This is a genomic window from Kitasatospora sp. NPDC004289 (assembly GCF_053602875.1).
Map to the genome: position 1 here is coordinate 42999 of NZ_JBSGEL010000051.1, position 15704 is coordinate 58702.

Sequence of the window (15704 nt, forward strand, 5' to 3'; positions counted from 1 at the left end):
CCGGTCAGGCAGGCTCTAACCCCGCACGGTCGGCAGTCCCAGGGGGACCGGTCCGGCGGCGGGCCGGGTGCAGACGTCGTGGCAGTCGGCGTCGAGGCTGCAGCAGAGGGAGCAGATCGTCCCGCTGTGGAAGGGGCAGGAGGCGGTGTCGGGGATCTCGTAGTGGCCCTCGCAGACCACGCACTGCCGGGTCTCGGTCGAATCGGTCATCCCCGCTTCGGGGTTGGGCCGGGCGAGGTAGTAGCGCCCCTTGGTGGCCCAGGCGATCAGCGGGCAGAGCGCCATGGCCAGCGCGAGGGCGATGAACGGGCTGAACGCCTCGGCGTAGGTGCCGAACAGCCCGAAGAAGGCGGCGATGGAGACGGCGGCGGCCACGCACATGGCGCCGAACCCGGCCGGGTTGACGGGGTGCAGGTGGGCGCGCTTGAACTCGATGTGCTTCGGGCTCAGGCCCAGCGGCTTGTTGATCACCAGGTCGGCGGTGACGGCGCCGATCCAGGCGATGGCGACGTTGGAGTAGAAGCCGAGCAGGGAGCCGAGCGCGCTGAACATGTCGAGTTCCATCAGCAGCAGTGCGACACCGCAGTTGAGGAAGATGTACCAGACCCGGCCGGGGTGGCGGTGGGTGATCCGGGAGAAGAAGTTCGACCAGGAGAGCGAGCCCGAGTAGGCGTTGGTCGAGTTGATCTTGATCTGGGAGACCACCACGAAGAGCCCGGCCAGCGGCAGGGCGGCGCCGCCCAGCCACGGCCGCAACGACTCCACGTACGGGGCGATCGGCTCCAGTGCCTTGGCCTCGCCGACCGCGCCGAGCGCGGCGAACGCCAACAGGGCGCCGCCCAGTTGCTTCAGGGCGCCGATCACCACCCAGCCCGGGCCGGCGGCGAGCACGGCGAGGTCCCAGCGCCGGGCGTTGGCGGGCGTCCGGGCCGGCATGAAGCGAAGGTAGTCGGCCTGCTCGCCGATCTGCGCGATCAGCGACAGGGCGACGCCGGTGCCGAGGCCGAAGCCCAGCAGGGTGAAGCCCGAACCGACCCCGTGGGTCCCGCCGAAGGAGGTGAACTCCCGGAAGGAGGAGGGTGATTCGACGGCCAGGATGACGAAGGGGGCGACCAGGCCGACGATCCACACCGGCTGCGTCCAGGACTGCATCCGGGCGATCCACGCCATTCCCTTGAAGACGATCGGGACGACGATCACCGTGGTCAGCAGGTAGCCGAGGGGCAGCGGCAGGCCCAGCACCTCGTGGAAGGCCTGCGCCATGATCGAGCCTTCGAGGGCGAAGAAGATGAAGGTGAAGCTCGCGTAGACCAGTGAGGTCAGGGTCGAGCCGAAGTAGCCGAAGCCGGAACCCCGGGTGAGGAGGTCCATGTCGACCCCGTTGGCCGCACAGGCCCGGGCGATCGGGATGCCGGTCAGGAAGATCACCACCGCGGCGGTGAGGATCGAGGCCAGCGCGTTGGTGAAGCCGTAGGACATGACGATGCCCGCGCCGATCGCGTAGTCCGCGAGGTAGGCGATCCCGCCCAGGGCGGTGGAGGCGACCGCCGCGGGCGACCAGCGGCGGAAGGAGTGCGGGGCGTAGCGGAGCGAGTAGTCCTCGAGGCTCTCGTCCGCGGCCGATTTGGCGTAGGAGCGCCGGGGGCCCGGTGCCGGGGCGCCTGCCGTCGCTTCGCTCGCCGCGTGGGCGGGCGGACTGCTGATCTCGGTCATCGCCACTCCTGGGAGTCGGAGGCAGATGACCGGTGAGGCTAGGGACGCCGTGTGAAGCCGTGGTGCCCGCGCCGTTTCGTCCGGGTAACCCCGCGAACGGCCCGCCGTGCACGGCAGTTGGTGCCCCGTCAGGCCGTGGGACGCGCGTGTGGGAGGTCGTCGTCGAGCCAGCAGGCGGCGTCCTCGGTGACCAGCAGCAGCTCCTCGAAGGCGACGCCGACACCGCGGAAGGCGACCCGGGGGGCGATCGACCACAGGCCGGGCGGCAGCCGCTGGCCGTCCGGGAGGGGCCGCGCCGGGTGCACGACGACGCCGCCGGGCAGCGACCGGTCGACGGCGGCGTAGCCGTGCCGGGCGGCGAGGACGTCGACGGCCCGGCGGATGCGGAACAGCGGGCTGCCGCACCGGACTTCGTGGAGGACGAGGTCGCGGTAGGCGGGCAGGTCGGCCCGGAGGGCGTCCCAGACGGGGTTGCCGCCGAGGTGCCCGGCGAGCGCGATGCCGATGGTGCAGCCCTGCGCGGTGACGACCGCGTCGAGGAGGTAGGGCGTGCCGTCCCGGAGGCGCTCCGGCTCGCGCAGCAGGGAGAGGAACCGGCCTCCGGTGCGCGCCAGTCCGGCGCCGGCCAGTCCGGCGCCCGTCAGTCCGGTGGCCGTCCGCCGTCCGAACCGGGCCGCCGGCCGCCGGACGAAGCCGCCGAGGCCGGCCGCCCGCAGGGACTGCCGCAGCCACTCGGCCGCCTCGGACTCCCGCATCCCCGAACGCAGTTGCCCCGCGGCCCGTTCGGCCACCCGGTAGGCGAGTTGCTGCAGGTCGCGGTAGCGGTCGAGGTCCGACTCCTCGTAGGGCAGCGCCGGGCCCCGGGTGCGGGCCGGGGCGGTGCCGGGCGACCGGAGGGGGCTGCTGGGCATGGCGGGTACCTCGCCTCGCGGGTCGGCCGGACGGAGCTTGTTGAGTAGTACTCAAAAGTAGCCATGAGTGCGGTGAAGTCAATAGGATGCGCAGATGCTTCCCCCACCCCGCGCTGGACGGCGGCTCTCGGCGGACCAGCGCCGCCGCCAGATCCTGGACTCCGCCCGGGAGTTGGTGCACTCCAGCGGGCTGGAGACGCTCTCCGTCGAGTCGGCGGCCCGTTCGGCGGGGGTCTCGCCCGGGCTGCTGTTCCACTACTTCGGCTCCCAGCGCGGGTTCCGGTCCGCGGTGGTGCAGCTGGTGGCGGAGGAGCTGCTCGGGCAGGTCGCGCCGGACCCGACGCTCAGCGGGGCGGAGCAACTGCGCGGCGGGATCGAGACGTTCATCGCCTTCGTCGGTCGCCACCCCACGCTCTACCTGGCGGTGGTCCGGCAGGTGGAGCGCGGCGGCACGGGCGCCATGGCCACGCTGCACCGCGACCTCCGGGCCCGGTTCGCGGAGTGGATCCTGACCGCTCTGGTCGGCGCCGGGACGCCCCGGACTCCCGCCGTCACCGCCACCGTGCACGGCTGGCTCGCGTACATGGAGGAGCTGCTGGTCGGCTGGCTGGACGGGACCGAGCTGACCGCCGCCGAGCTCGCCGATCTGTGCGAGCGCAGCGCCTACCAGCTGGTCGCGGTGGCCGTCGACGACCCGCACCGCTGGCGGGAGATCCGGGCGGCCCTCGACCGCCGGCCCTGAATCCGGGGCGGTCCCGGGTCTTCCCGAACGGCCGGTGGCCCGGCTACCGTCCCACACCGGCGAGCGGTGATCGGCGAGCCGTGCCCGGCATCCACGTCCGTGCTCGCATCCGCATGCGCATCCGCACCGTCCACTGGCCCTCTCCCCTCAGGAGCGCCCGATGTCGACTGCCCAGCCCGCCACGGGCGTTGCCGTGGACGCCGAGTCCGCGCCGCCGCGTCGCCTCCTCGCCCGGGTGCTGTCCGGCGTGCTGGTGGGACTGCTCGTCGCCTGGGTCCTGGCGGCGGTGGCGGTCGCCGCGCTCGCGGTGCGGGTGGACGGGTCCAGCATGCGGCCGACGCTGGCCGACGGTCAGCGGCTGCTGACCGTGCCCGGCAGCGACGGGACGGACGTGCACCGGCTGGACGTGGTGCTGCTGAAGCGGCCCGGCCGGGACGAAGTGATCGTCAAGCGGGTGATCGGACTGCCCGGTGACCGGGTGGAGATCTCCTCGACGCCGCAGGACCCGTTCGCGGTGCTGGTGCAGCCGGGCGGCAGCGGCCCGTGGTTCCGGGTCGGCCTCCCCGCCTGGACGGCGCAGGCGCACCGGACCGTCAGCTGCTGTACCCCGGACGGCACCCGGACGGCGGGGCCGGCCGCGCAGACGGTGCCGCCGGGGCGGCTGTTCTTCCTCGGGGACAACCCGGACGGCTCGGAGGACTCGCGCGCCTTCGGCTGGGGCGACCTCGCCACCGTCTCGGGCCGGGTCGGCCTGCGGGTCTGGCCCCCGGCCGCGTTCGGCGGGCTCGACGCCGCGCCGACCCTCACCGAGGTCCCGGCGCCGACCGACTGACGTGCGGCGCCCGCCTCAGGCGCGGGCGACCCGGACGAACACCTCGGCGATCCGGCGGGCGGAGGCGCCGGGGTCGTCCGCGCCCTGGACGATGTGACTGGCGGTCAGGCGCACGGCCGTGTCGACGGCGAGCTCGCGCGAGTCGGGGTCGATCGCGGGCCAGGCCGCGGCGGCGTAACCGTCGAGCATGGCCGTGGCGGTGGTGAAGGCCGACTCGGCGCGGGTGGTGAGGTAGGAGAGCAGGCCGTCCTCGCCGTCCCGGGTGGCGGTGAGCATGGCCTTGACCAGCGGGTTGCGCCCGGCGAGCCGGAGGGTGAAGAGGGCGGCGGCCTCGGCCGCGGCCCGCGGGTCCTCGGGGTGCTCGTCGAGCTGCTGCTCGATGCCGCCGAGGCAGAGTTCGAGCTCGCGGTTGAAGAGCGCTTCGCCGAGCGCGTCCTTGGAGCCGAACTCGTTGTAGACGGTCTGCCGGCTGACCCCCGCGACGGCGGCGACCTGGGTCATCCGCAGCCGGTCGAAGCCGTCGGCGGCGACCAGGTCCCGGGCGGTGTCGAGCAGCCGGTCCCGCAGCAGTGACCTGACGGTCTCCCTGATCCATGCCATCCGCCGACTATAGCCACGCCGCAGGTCAGCTGAGCAGACACCTGTACCGGTCCGTGCCAACGCTATTGACACCTACTCACCTCCTGCTTACTTTCTGGACACGCAGCCGAAATATGTAAAGCGCTCCGGGGGTGTCGGGATGGGCGCTCCCGGAGCCGGCCGCGCCTCAGGTACCCGCGCACACCCTCAGCGGCGCGGGACGACGGATGGAGACCCCATGCAGGAAGAATCCAGAGGTGTCACGCGCTGGCGCAGATCCGCGCTGATCGCGGTGCCCGCCACGGCCGCCATCGCCGCGATGACGCTGGCGATGGCCCAGGGCGTGCTCGCCGCGAACCTCTCGCTCACCAGCGTTCCGTTCACCCTGTCCTCGAACACCGTCGCGGCCTCCAAGGGCCTCGGCGCGGTCATGACCACCGTGACCGCGGGCAGCCCCACCGCCGCGGCCGAGGTCGGTCTGCCCAAGGCGGGTCTGGACGGCATCTGCATCCACGCCGTCCAGTCGGTCAACCTGCCGGTCGTCGGCACGATCGGCACCTGGTCGATGAACATCTCCTCACCGGCCGCGGCCACCCCCCTCACCACCGCCCAACTCGCCGCCGGGCAGGGCATCCAGGCGAACAACCTGATCCTGGACGCCCAGTCGGTGAAGGGCGCCACCGCGACCCTGAACGCCACCGCCGCCACCCCCAACCAGATCGGCGCGGCGGCCGACAGCGCCAACATCAAGGGCACCGGCATCACCGACGGCACCGCGGGCCAGTTCGGCCTGGACGCCACCGGCGGCCAGACCGACATCCTCGGCCTCAAGGCCAACGCCAACGGCGCCACCATCGGCGGCGCCATCACCCTGCCGAACCTGGCGATCAACCTGGCCAACGGGGACACCGCCGGGAAGGGCGCGGGCGGCGGCGACTGCTGACGGACCCTCGGTCCGCCGGTACCGCCCGCACCCGGGGTGGAGCGCCGTGCACGGACGGCGCTCCACCCACCCCCGAACCTTCGACGCCCGACCTCCGAAGACCCCAGCGAGGACCCCGATGGCAACCACCCCCGCCGCCCCCGACCACCCGGCCGATGTCTCCGGCTCGTCGGCCCCGGAAGCCCCGCCCGGGCAGACCCGGCCCGCCGCGCCCACCCGCGCACGGCTCGCGCTCCGCCGCTGGCGCCGCACCCGTCCGTTCTGGGCCGCGGTGTGGACCGCACTCGGCGGCTTCGTGATCCTCTACCTGCCGCTCGCCCCGATCGGCCAGATCCTGCACGTCGGCGTCGGCGGCATCACCGGCATGGCGGGCGGCGCCATCCTGATGGCACTGGCCGGGCTGATGCTGCTGCTCCCGGGCCAGCGGCACACCGCCGGAGTGGTGGCCGTGATCGTCGGCGTCGCCTCGTTCCCGCTGAGCAACCTGGGCGGGTTCTTCGTCGGCATGTTCCTCTCCGTGCTGGGCGGCTCGATGGCGGTCGGCTGGCTCCCGGAGAAGCCCGCCCGTCGGCCCGGACTCCTCCGCCGCCGCACCGGCAAGGGGCTCGTCCCGTCGGCGCCCGAGACAGCGGAGGCCTGAGACGATGACCGTGAACCTGCGTCAACTCCCGCGGCGCCTCCGCGAGTCGGCGGTCGACTGGAACCGGACGATGCGCAGCGAGGCCGCCGACGGCACCGCGCACGGCACCCGCTGGGCCCGCTCCGCCGCCGTCCTGCTGCCGGCCACCCTGACCGTCGGCGCGCTCGGCGCGGCCCTGGCCCACGGCGCGCTCGCGGCGGGCTTCAACGTCACCAACACCCCGTTCACCCTCACCTCCAACGGCGTCTCCGGCACCGGCTTCGGCGCGATCCTCAACACCCCGACCATCGAGAACGCCAACGGCTCCACCTCCACCAGCACCGCGATGGCCCGGGTCGGCTTCGCCAGCGCCGGGCTGGCCGGGCTGTGCGGGATCGTCCACCAGTCGATCGCCGGCGTGCCGTACTCGCTGCTCCTGACGGCCGGTCAGCCGGTGGCCGCGACCCCGCCGGCCACCGTCACCACCGACATCAACGCCTCGAACCTCTACATCGAGGCGCCGACGCTCACCGCCTCGGGCAACACCACGCTGCAGAACGCGGTGCTCGGCATGTCCGCCGACCAGGTGATGGTCGCCGGACAGCCGCTGACGGGAGCCCAGGCGGGCGGCTTCGGCCTGGGCTCGGCCGGGTCCGGACCGAACGGCTCGACCGTCAACCTGGCCGGGCTGAACGCCAACGCGTACACCGCCGAGATCGCCGGTTCGCTCACCCTCCCCGCCCTCAACATCCGGGTCGTCGCCGGATCGGCGAACACGTGCTGACCGGGACGCGCGCCGCCGCCAGGACCCGCTCCGCCGCCGGGGCCGGCTGGCGCTGGTTCACCGCCTTCCGCCGGACCAGACCGTTCTGGGGCGGGCTCTGGCTGGTCGCCGGTGGCTGGACGGTGCTGAAGTTCTCGCTCGGCGCGATCCAACTGGTCACCGCGGTCGGCTTCAACGCGGTGGCCGGGTACCTGGTCGGCGGCGGGATGATGCTCTGCGGGCTGATCCCGATCGCCGCGCCGCGCCAGCGGGTCACCTTCGGGCTGATAGGCACCGTGCTGGCGGTGGTGTCGCTGGTGGTGTCCAACCTGGGCGGCTTCCTGCTCGGGATGGTGCTGGGGGTGCTCGGCGGGGCGATGACGGCGGGCTGGGGGCCGCGGCGCGGCCGGGCACCTGCCGCCGGACCCGACCGGGGAGGAGCCGGAACATCCGGTGAGAGCCGGGAAGTCGGAGGATCAGGAGCCGCCGGGGCCACCGGAGTCGGTGCCGCGGTCGGCGGGGGCGCGCCGTGATCCGCACGCGGCGGGCCGCGGCCGTCACCGCCGCCTTCGCGGCCCTGGTCGGGACGGCCCTCGTCCCCGACCGGTCGGCGGATGCCGCCGGGCCGCCGCGGCTCGCCGCGCCCGCCGCCGTGCTGCCCGGTGAGCCGCAGCCGCTCGGAATGCCGTTCCTCCCCACGCCCACGCCCATGCGCGTCACCATCGACAGCATGGTCGCGGTCGGCCTGACGGTGAAGAACAACGTCACCATCCGGCTCTCCGACGGCACCACCCGGGTCACCACCCAGTACACCTTCACCAAGCTGCAGATCCGCGACAACATGCAGGTCCGCCACACCGCACCCGACGGCACCGCGATCTCCATCTCGGTGCCCGACACCGGCTCGCTCGGTGGCATCGACAGGGCCGGCCAGCCGGAGACCACCGTGATGTGGGGCGACATCAGGCAGATCTGCGTCCCGATCCTGCTGATCCCGATCTGCGGCATCCAGGGCCTGCTGAACTTCTTCGGCTCCTTCATCCAACTCACCGCCGGGGCCACCAACTTCGACGCCGACGTCTACGGGATCCGGACCATCGACGACCACTCCGACCTCAGCAACACCAACAACCCGGTCCACCTGCCCGGCACGATCTCGGTGACCGGCCCGTGAACGGCGAGACGGGGCGCACCCACTGGCGCCGCAGCGCGCTGATCGCGCTCCCCGCCCTGGTGGCGGCGGGCTCGCTCGGCGGCGCGATGGCGAACGGCGCGCTGGCGGGCGGGCTCCAGATCCAGTCCGGCACCGTCCAGCTGACCACCAGCAGCCTCTACGGCACCCGGTACGCGGCGGCCGTGGTCGACCAGACCTCGGTCCGGGCGGACGGCACCACCACGACCGTCCACCCGCTGCGGATGGGCTTCGCCAAGGGCGTGATCAACGGACTCTGCCTCGCCCAGCAGCAGCAGATCATGGGCGCCACCTACACCTTGATGTTCTCGCTCGGCGACAACGACCCGGCCACCTGGGAGATCGTCACCGAGAACACCGTGCTCGACCTGCGCAGCGCGACCGGCGAACTCGACATGGACGGCCTGGTCGACCTCAACATCAACGGCCCGGACACCGTGATGGCCCCGGACGGCAGCCCGCCGGTCCCCAACCCCCTCGGCAGCCCCGAGCACCGCTTCGGCATCCAGGCCGGCTACGCCAAGTTCGACCGCGTCACCGCCACCGTCCACGACCTCCAGCTCCCCGGGCTGCTCTCCACTCCGGGCCTGCGCATCACCGTCCGCCCCGGCGCCGTCACCTGCCCGGCCCCCGCCGCCCCGACGGGCACGCCGGGCACGCGCTGAGCGGCCGCGGGCTCGACGAGCGCCCCGACGCGGTGACCGTCGGCCTCGCCTCGGCACGGAACCCGCGGGTCGGGCGGCGCTTGATCGTCGGTTCGGCGGCCGGGCGTCACCGTGGATTGTTAGGGTGATGGTCGATCAAGAACGGCTGAGGGGTGGGGATCCATGAGTTCGCAGGACGGCAGTGACCGTGCGGGTTTCGGGTGCGCGGCGTGCTTCGCCGAGGACGCTGCGGTGGCGCAGGCGCACCACCGCGACCGTGACGGGGTCCGGCTCGAGAGCTATATCCAGGACGACTCGCACTTCATCGTCTCCGTCAAGCGGTGCGCCCTGTGCTCGCAGGCCTTCGTGAGCGTGTTCACCGAGTTCGTCGACTGGGCCGGCTCGCGGGACGCGCAGTACCGCACGGTGCTGCCGATCACGGACGCCGAGGCGGAGGACCTGGTGGCGGGGCGGTTGACCCCGCACCAGGTGGGGGCGCTGGGAGCCGACCGCCGCCATCTGCACAGCGACTGGCCGAGCGGTGCCGAGGAGGCGACCGTGTACTGGGGCAGCGGCGTCTTCGCGGTCGTCGAGGGGCACTGACCGACGGACGGGGCCCCCGACCCACCACGGGTCGGGGGCCCCGTCCGTCGGTGGGTCAGCCGCAGAGGGAGCCGTTGAGGCGGAACTGGGCCGGGGGCTGGTTGGTGCCGGTGTTGGTCGCCTGGAAGCCGAAGGAGACCGAACCTCCCGGGGCCACGGTGGAGTTCCAGCCGAGGTCCTTGGCGGCGACGGTGGTGCCGGACTGCGTCGCGGCGGCGTTCCAGGCGTTGGTGAGGCGCTGGGCGCCGGGGAAGGACCAGGTGAGGGTCCAGCCGTTGAGCGCGGTGGTGCCGGTGTTCTTCAGGGTGACGTCGGCGGTGAAGCCGGTGCCCCAGTCGCCGGCCACCTTGTAGGTGACGGCGCAGGAGGCGGCGGGCGGCTGGGTGGTGCTGTCCGCCTCGGTGGCGGTGAGGGTGGCGGCCTCCACGCCCGGGCCGGCGAGGGTGAAGACGGCGGAGCCGTTGGCGGTGTCGGCGTCGGGGGCGGCGGTCAGGGTCAGGTTCTGCGCGGTGGACCAGTTGGCGGCCGTGAAGAGCAGCGAGCCCGAGGCGCCGAGGTCCTGGTCGCCCGAGGTACGGGTCGCGGTCACGGTGACGTTCTGGGCGGGGGCGGCCGAGAGCCGGACGCCGACCGTGGCCGAACCGCCCTCGGGGACGGTGACGGTCGGGGAGGCCAGCACCTTCGGGGTGGTGGGCGTGCCGGTCGGCCGGTCGGCGGCGAAGGAGACCAGCCAGGCCAGCGCGGCGTTCCAGTTGATCGCCACCTCGTTGGTGGAGTACGAGCCGATGTCGTCGACGTAGCACTTGGCGGGCGCGCACCCGGCCAACTTGGCCTGCGCCACCGGGTCCTGGAGCCCGGCGTTCGGGCCGCCCGCGAAGGAGCCGGCCGGCGGGTGCGGCAGCGAGGCGTCGTACTGGTGGGCCCAGAAGCGGTGGTGCTGGTTCTCCACCGCGCGCTCGCCGTAGCCGGTGACGTAGGAGAGGTCGAGCGCATTGCGGCCCAGCAGGTAGTCCAGCGATTCCAACGCGCCTGCGCGGTAGCGCTGTTGGCCGGTCAGCTCGTAGGCCACGGCCATCAGGGCGCCGTTGCCCGCCACCGCGCTGTTGGAGCCCCAGACGTAGCCGTCGGGTGCGAGCGGCACCGCGTAGCCCTGGCCGTTCTGGGTGGTCAGCTGCGCGTCCGCGACGGTGGTCAACGAGGCGCGCACCTTGGCCAGTTCGGCGGCGGGCAGCGCAACCCCCGGCACCGTGGCCAGGGTGATCCGGCCCAGCGTCCCGGTGTCGCCCCACCAGAACGGGGTGGCCGGGGCCGCCTGGACCGGGGAGTTGACCACCGCGTCGCGGTACTGGGACTCCCCGGTGGTGGCGAGGAGCTCGGCGGCGGCCCAGTAGAACTCGTCCGAGAGCGAGGCGTCGTCGTACGCCCCGCCGCCGGTGGAGTCGGTGGCCGGGGCGTAGACCGCCGGGTTGGCCTGGGCGGCCGACCAGGCCCGCTTGGCCGCGGTCAGCGCGCGGGCCGCGAAGGCGGCGTCGTAGGGGGCGTAGACCCGGGCGGCCTGGGCGGCGGTGGCGGCCAGGTTGAGCGTGGCGGCGGTCGACGGGCGGTGCAACTCGCGCTGCTCGGAGTCGAGTTCGGGCCTGGTCGGCAGGGCGGTCCACTGCGCGTCGTGCACCTTGTGGAAGGCCATGCCGGCCTGCGGCCTGCCCTCCGGGACCTGCATCCGGAGCAGGAAGTCGAGCTCCCAGCGGGCCTCGTCGAGCACGTCCGGCACGCCGTTGCCCCGCTCGGGGACCTTCAGCGTGGAGTCGCCGAGGGCGGCCTCGGTGCCCGAACGGCGCGCCCGCTCGAAGGAGTTGACCAGCTGCCAGGTGGCGATGCCGCCGTTGACCACGTACTTGCCCTGGTCGCCGGCGTCGTACCAGCCGCCGCGCACGTCCTGCCGGTAGTCGCAGACCCCGGACTGGCAGGGCACCGAGGTGTCGCCCTTGTTCGGTGCCACCCCGAGGTGCCCGGCCGGGCGGGCGTACGCGGAGCCGACCACGGAGGCGTCGATGGCGATGCCGCTGCGCTGGTGGTGGAAGAAGGCGAGGCTGTCCGAGCGCAGGCCGTCGTAGAGGGCGGGGGAGAGGTCGAAGGGGTGGCCGGCCTGCCCGTCCACCACCAGGGTGTAGCCGGTGCCCGTGCCGGAGTAGGAGGAGAAGTCGGCGGTGTGGAGCGACTCGCCGGAGGCGCGGTCGGCGCCGCGCACGGTGGTGGTGCCGGAGGCCACGGTCCGGCCGGCCGAGTCGCGCAGCTGCCAGGGGAGCGGGGTGGTGGCGGCGCTGACCACGGTGGCGCGCTTGGGGCCGTCCGGCAGGTAGCCGAGCTGGTTGACGCGGACGGAGGCGGCGGGTTCGGCGGCGTGTGCCGCGAGCGTCGCGGTGCCGGGGGCGAGCAGCGCGAGGCCGGTCACCAGGGCGGCGGCAGCGCGCAGGTGGAGTCGGGACGTGACGGGCGACATGGGGGTGGGGCCCTTCTGCCTGGGTGGGGGACGGAGCGTGGGAGCGCTCCCAAGGGATATGAAGCCAGTCCTCCGCTCGCCGGTCAAGAGCCTCTCACGGATGTGGTCGGATTCCCGGCCCCGCCATCAAGTCACCCTGTCTGGCGTCAAGTCGCGCGCATGGGGCGAGCACGGGGCCCGCATGGGGCGAGCATGGGGCGCGCGGCAATCCGGCGCCGGGTAGGGCAAACCGGCATCGGACGGGGCCGTCTGACGGCAGGTCAGCCGACGGGCAGTACCGGATAGACGAACCCGGCGTCCGGCGCCCGGTAGTCCGCCAGCCAGCGGCCGAGCACCATCGCGGAGGGCAGGAACATGGGCTCCGGCAGCTCACCGACCGGCACCCGCTCCCAGCCCGCGCAGGAGTGGGGCTCCAGCACCAGGGCGGGCGCGTCGCTCGGCGGCGCCAGGACGGCGGCGGTCAGCCGGGGGCGACCCAGGTCGTGGTCGAGCAGCAGCGCCAGCACCCGCATCTCCTCGGCGGGCAGCACGATGCCGGTCTCCTCGGCGAGCTCCCGGGCGGCCGTCTGCTCGAAGGACTCGCCCGGGTCCACCTTGCCGCCGGGCAGGCTCCAGGTCGGCGGCTCGCCGGCGGTGGTGCGGCGGCCGATCAGGACGGTGCCGTCCGGGCCCGGCACGATCACGCCGGCACCCAGCATCGGGCGGTGACTCAAGCTGAACTCCCGGTCAGCGGAGGCGGTTTACCACGGGGACGGCTCGTAGTCCTTGAGGAAGCAGCCGTAGAGGTCCTCACCGGCCTCGCCGCGGACGATCGGGTCGTAGACCCGGGCGGCGCCGTCCACCAGGTCGAGCGGGGCGTGGAAGCCCTCCTCGGCCAGGCGCATCTTGTCGGGGTGCGGGCGCTCGTCGGTGATCCAGCCGGTGTCCACCGCGGTCATCAGGATGCCGTCGGTCTCCAGCATCTCCTTGGCGCTGGTCCGGGTGAGCATGTTGAGCGCGGCCTTGGCCATGTTGGTGTGCGGGTGGCCGGCGCCCTTGTAGCCGCGGCTGAACTGGCCCTCCATCGCGGAGACGTTGACCACGTACTTGCGGCGGGCCGTGGAGGCGGCCATCGCCGGGCGAAGCTTGCTGACCAGGATGAACGGCGCGGTGGAGTTGCAGAGTTGGACCTCCAGCAGCTCGATCGGGTCGACCTCGCTGACGGTCTGCACCCAGCTGTTGGTGTCGTGCAGGTCCGGCACCAGGCCGCCCGCGTCGATCGCGGTCCCGGCGGCGATCCGGTCCGGCGTGGCGGAGCCGGAGACCAGGGCCAGCGCGGTGACGTCCTCGGCGCTGATCAGCTCGCGGGTCTGGCCCGGCAGCGCCGGGCGGTCCACGCTGCCGCTGCCGAAGGTGCCGATCACGGTGGCGGCGGGGAGCTCGCCGGCGGGCAGCGGGGCGTTCTCCGCCAGCACCAGCTCGCGGTAGGCGGCGGGCGAGCGGCGCACGGTCTGGGCGGCGTTGTTGATCAGGATGTCCAGCGGGCCCTCGGCCGCGACCTCCTCGGCCAGCGCGACGACCTGGCCGGGGTCGCGCAGGTCGATCCCGACGATCTTCAGGCGGTGGATCCACTCGTCGCTGTCCGGCATCGCCTTGAAGCGGCGGATCGCGTCGTTGGGGAAGCGGGTGGTGATGGTGGTGTGCGCGCCGTCCCGGAGCAGGCGCAGCGCGATGTACATCCCGATCTTGGCCCGCCCGCCGGTGAGCAGTGCCCGACGGCCCGTCAGGTCGGTGCGGGCGTCGCGGCGGGAGTGGCTGTCCTTGGCGCACGACTGGCAGAGCTGGTGGTAGAACGCGTCCACCTCGACGTAGCGCTGCTTGCAGATGTAGCAGGAGCGCGGGCGCTCGAGTATCCCGGCGATCTCGGTGGTGGTGGTCGTGGTGAGGCCGAACGCCCCGGCCGTCTCGTCGTCGATCCGGGTCGGCGCGCCGGTCGCGGTGGCGGCGGTCACGGCGCGGTCGTTGGCGGTCTTGCGGGCCCGGGTCTCCTGGCGGCGGCGCTGCTTGAGCGTGCGGAAGATGCCGCCGACGGCCTGGCGGACGGTGATCGCGTCCGGGTGGTCCACGTGGATCTCGTCCAGCTCGGCCAGGATCTCGAGGCAGAGCGAGAGGCGCTCGGGGTCGATGCCGGGGCCGAAGTCGGTCTCGTCCTCGTCCTGCATGGTGTCCGGGCCGATGCCCTGGGTGGTGTCGCCCGTCATTGCCCGCACTGCTTCCTTCGCTGCCCTACCTGGATACCCCGTGAACTTTACGGAGTGGCGGGCGGAGGGCCAAACCTCCGATCGGGTGTAAGTGTCTGATTGGCCTTGCGTCCATTACCGCTCCGCCCTAGGGTGAGATGTAACAGACAGCAGCGGGATGTAGTCATTACCGAGGGAGCGGACATGAACACCTGGAACGACTGGCAGCGCAGCTGGGACCGTCAGCAGGAGTGGTACCTCCCCGACCGCGAGGAGCGCTTCCGGGTGATGCTCGACCTCGTCGAGGCCGTGGCCGGGCCGGCTCCGCGCGTGCTCGACCTGGCCTGCGGCACCGGCAGCATCAGCGAGCGCCTGCTCGCCCGCCTCCCGCAGGCCACCTCCGTGGGCGTCGACCTCGACCCCGCCCTGCTCGCCATCGCCCGCGGCCACTTCGCCGACGAGCCCCGGCTGACCCTGGTCACCGCCGACCTGCGCGACCCCGACTGGGCCTCGCACCTGCCCGCCGGCCCGTACGACGCGGTCGTCACCGCCACCGCCCTGCACTGGCTCGCCACGGACGACCTGCTCCGGCTCTACGGCGACCTGGCGAAGGTGCTCCGCCCCGGCGGGATCTTCCTCAACGCCGACCACACCCCGGAGGAGGACATCCCGCTGCTGCGCGCGGCCGACGCCGCCTTCCAGGAGGGCCGCCAGGCCCGGGAGAAGGCGGAGGGCGTGCTCGACTGGAAGGAGTGGTGGGCCGCCGCCGGCGCCGATCCGCTGCTGGCCGAGCACGTCGCGGCCCGCTCCGAGCTCTACCGCGACCACAGGGACGGCGAGGTCCACCCGGCCGCCTGGCACACCGCGTCGCTCGTCGCCGCCGGCTTCCGCGAGGCCGGCATCCCCTGGCGCTCCGTCGACGACTCCCTGGTGGCGGCCGTCCTCTGACGGCCGGTCAACTCCCCGGTGGCCGTCCCGCTCCCCGGCCGACCCTCGGGCGGCGGAGCCGGGCCGCCCGGGTGGGAGACTCGGCGGGTGCGGGGGCCGGTCGGACCACGCCGGGTACGACGGAACGGGGGCACGGTGGAGGTCGTGGGCGCGGAGCACCGGCAGTGGGGCTGGGGGCGGGCGCTGCCGCTCAGGTACCTGCTGGTAAGCGAGGAGTGGGACGGCGAGCCCACCGTGTGGGCGCGCTGCGCCGGGGCCGACGGCCTCTTCGTCGACCCCGCCCGGCGCCGGAAGCGGGTCACGGTGCTCGGCTGCGCGCCGACCGGCCGGCTGCTCAAGGCGGTCGAGCGCGCGCTCGGGCAGCCGGGCGAGGGCGTCGAGCTCGGGGCCTAGGGGGCGGTCTCCTTGATGGGGCCGGGTCCGCGCCGCCGGGGCACGCACCTCGCCGGCTTCTCGTCAGTCGCCGATGCTCCGCATGGACTCCCTCCTCGGCGCC

At 73.4% G+C, this 15704-nt stretch carries 17 protein-coding genes; 11 read left to right on the forward strand and 6 right to left on the reverse strand.

Annotated features, from left to right (window positions below; all coding sequences use genetic code 11):
• Positions 1-15: 15 nt before the first annotated feature.
• On the reverse strand, positions 16-1713 hold the full coding sequence (locus tag ACWEPF_RS28575; RefSeq protein ID WP_452174801.1) for a purine-cytosine permease family protein: 1698 nt from the start codon (positions 1711-1713) through the stop codon (positions 16-18).
• A 128-nt stretch (positions 1714-1841) separates the two neighbouring features.
• The gene (locus ACWEPF_RS28580; RefSeq protein WP_452174802.1) at positions 1842-2624 is read right to left on the reverse strand and encodes a M24 family metallopeptidase; all 783 of its coding nucleotides are present in this window, start codon (positions 2622-2624) and stop codon (positions 1842-1844) included.
• A 94-nt stretch (positions 2625-2718) separates the two neighbouring features.
• Here ACWEPF_RS28580 and ACWEPF_RS28585 point away from each other — a divergent pair, with 94 nt between their 5' ends.
• A complete protein-coding gene (locus ACWEPF_RS28585; RefSeq protein WP_452174803.1) occupies positions 2719-3366 on the forward strand; it encodes a TetR/AcrR family transcriptional regulator in 648 nt (215 codons plus the stop codon).
• Positions 3367-3526: 160 nt separating this feature from the next.
• Entirely contained in the window at positions 3527-4198 is a 672-nt protein-coding gene (gene lepB / locus ACWEPF_RS28590; RefSeq protein WP_452174804.1) for a signal peptidase I, read from the forward strand.
• A 15-nt stretch (positions 4199-4213) separates the two neighbouring features.
• Here lepB and ACWEPF_RS28595 read toward each other — a convergent pair whose 3' ends face one another.
• Positions 4214-4798 (reverse strand): TetR family transcriptional regulator, encoded by a 585-nt coding sequence (locus tag ACWEPF_RS28595; RefSeq protein WP_345281828.1) that lies wholly within the window; start codon positions 4796-4798, stop codon positions 4214-4216.
• A 217-nt stretch (positions 4799-5015) separates the two neighbouring features.
• On the opposite strand from ACWEPF_RS28595, the gene ACWEPF_RS28600 reads away from it, so the two are divergent.
• The 7 genes from ACWEPF_RS28600 to ACWEPF_RS28630 all read left to right on the forward strand — a co-directional run bounded on the left by ACWEPF_RS28600 (position 5016) and on the right by ACWEPF_RS28630 (position 9541).
• On the forward strand, positions 5016-5720 hold the full coding sequence (locus ACWEPF_RS28600; protein ID WP_452174805.1) for a DUF6230 family protein: 705 nt from the start codon (positions 5016-5018) through the stop codon (positions 5718-5720).
• A gap of 118 nt (positions 5721-5838) precedes the next feature.
• A complete protein-coding gene (locus ACWEPF_RS28605; RefSeq protein ID WP_452174806.1) occupies positions 5839-6360 on the forward strand; it encodes a DUF6114 domain-containing protein in 522 nt (173 codons plus the stop codon).
• Positions 6361-6364: 4 nt separating this feature from the next.
• Positions 6365-7123, forward strand: coding sequence for a DUF6230 family protein (locus ACWEPF_RS28610; RefSeq protein WP_452174807.1), 759 nt, complete (start codon positions 6365-6367; stop codon positions 7121-7123).
• On the forward strand, positions 7117-7635 hold the full coding sequence (locus ACWEPF_RS28615) for a DUF6114 domain-containing protein (RefSeq protein ID WP_452174808.1): 519 nt from the start codon (positions 7117-7119) through the stop codon (positions 7633-7635). Before ACWEPF_RS28610 ends, ACWEPF_RS28615 begins: the two co-directional genes overlap by 7 nt.
• Positions 7632-8276 carry a hypothetical protein gene (locus tag ACWEPF_RS28620; protein ID WP_452174809.1) on the forward strand — a complete coding sequence of 215 codons (645 nt, stop codon included), beginning with the start codon at positions 7632-7634 and terminating at the stop codon, positions 8274-8276. The genes ACWEPF_RS28615 and ACWEPF_RS28620 overlap by 4 nt, the downstream gene beginning before the upstream one ends.
• The gene (locus ACWEPF_RS28625; RefSeq protein ID WP_452174810.1) at positions 8273-8959 is read left to right on the forward strand and encodes a DUF6230 family protein; all 687 of its coding nucleotides are present in this window, start codon (positions 8273-8275) and stop codon (positions 8957-8959) included. Before ACWEPF_RS28620 ends, ACWEPF_RS28625 begins: the two co-directional genes overlap by 4 nt.
• Before the next feature lie 162 nt (positions 8960-9121).
• Positions 9122-9541: a hypothetical protein gene (locus ACWEPF_RS28630; RefSeq protein ID WP_452174811.1), complete on the forward strand. Its 420-nt coding sequence runs from the start codon at positions 9122-9124 to the stop codon at positions 9539-9541.
• A gap of 55 nt (positions 9542-9596) precedes the next feature.
• On the opposite strand, the gene ACWEPF_RS28635 is transcribed toward ACWEPF_RS28630, so the two are convergent.
• The 3 genes from ACWEPF_RS28635 to ACWEPF_RS28645 form a co-directional block, all read right to left on the reverse strand.
• The gene (locus ACWEPF_RS28635) at positions 9597-12041 is read right to left on the reverse strand and encodes a glycoside hydrolase family 9 protein (protein WP_452174812.1); all 2445 of its coding nucleotides are present in this window, start codon (positions 12039-12041) and stop codon (positions 9597-9599) included.
• Positions 12042-12301: 260 nt separating this feature from the next.
• On the reverse strand, positions 12302-12754 hold the full coding sequence (locus ACWEPF_RS28640) for a nucleotide triphosphate diphosphatase NUDT15 (protein ID WP_345281840.1): 453 nt from the start codon (positions 12752-12754) through the stop codon (positions 12302-12304).
• 27 nt (positions 12755-12781) lie between these two features.
• Positions 12782-14242, reverse strand: coding sequence for an SDR family NAD(P)-dependent oxidoreductase (locus tag ACWEPF_RS28645; protein WP_449795120.1), 1461 nt, complete (start codon positions 14240-14242; stop codon positions 12782-12784).
• Between the two features lie 204 nt (positions 14243-14446).
• On the opposite strand from ACWEPF_RS28645, the gene ACWEPF_RS28650 reads away from it, so the two are divergent.
• Entirely contained in the window at positions 14447-15208 is a 762-nt protein-coding gene (locus ACWEPF_RS28650) for a class I SAM-dependent methyltransferase (RefSeq protein WP_452174814.1), read from the forward strand.
• Positions 15209-15352: 144 nt separating this feature from the next.
• Complete coding sequence (locus tag ACWEPF_RS28655) at positions 15353-15601, forward strand: hypothetical protein (protein ID WP_452174813.1); 249 nt, start codon at positions 15353-15355, stop codon at positions 15599-15601.
• Positions 15602-15704: the final 103 nt, after the last annotated feature.

Bases quoted from the DNA above. Each gene is read 5' to 3' on its own strand.
- ACWEPF_RS28575 (WP_452174801.1), bottom strand. From the start codon at position 1,713: ATGACCGAGATCAGCAGTCCGCCCGCCCACGCGGCGAGCGAAGCGACG.
- ACWEPF_RS28580 (WP_452174802.1), bottom strand. From the start codon at position 2,624: ATGCCCAGCAGCCCCCTCCGGTCGCCCGGCACCGCCCCGGCCCGCACC.
- ACWEPF_RS28585 (WP_452174803.1), top strand. From the start codon at position 2,719: ATGCTTCCCCCACCCCGCGCTGGACGGCGGCTCTCGGCGGACCAGCGC.
- lepB (WP_452174804.1), top strand. From the start codon at position 3,527: ATGTCGACTGCCCAGCCCGCCACGGGCGTTGCCGTGGACGCCGAGTCC.
- ACWEPF_RS28595 (WP_345281828.1), bottom strand. From the start codon at position 4,798: ATGGCATGGATCAGGGAGACCGTCAGGTCACTGCTGCGGGACCGGCTG.
- ACWEPF_RS28600 (WP_452174805.1), top strand. From the start codon at position 5,016: ATGCAGGAAGAATCCAGAGGTGTCACGCGCTGGCGCAGATCCGCGCTG.
- ACWEPF_RS28605 (WP_452174806.1), top strand. From the start codon at position 5,839: ATGGCAACCACCCCCGCCGCCCCCGACCACCCGGCCGATGTCTCCGGC.
- ACWEPF_RS28610 (WP_452174807.1), top strand. From the start codon at position 6,365: ATGACCGTGAACCTGCGTCAACTCCCGCGGCGCCTCCGCGAGTCGGCG.
- ACWEPF_RS28630 (WP_452174811.1), top strand. From the start codon at position 9,122: ATGAGTTCGCAGGACGGCAGTGACCGTGCGGGTTTCGGGTGCGCGGCG.
- ACWEPF_RS28635 (WP_452174812.1), bottom strand. From the start codon at position 12,041: ATGTCGCCCGTCACGTCCCGACTCCACCTGCGCGCTGCCGCCGCCCTG.
- ACWEPF_RS28645 (WP_449795120.1), bottom strand. From the start codon at position 14,242: ATGCAGGACGAGGACGAGACCGACTTCGGCCCCGGCATCGACCCCGAG.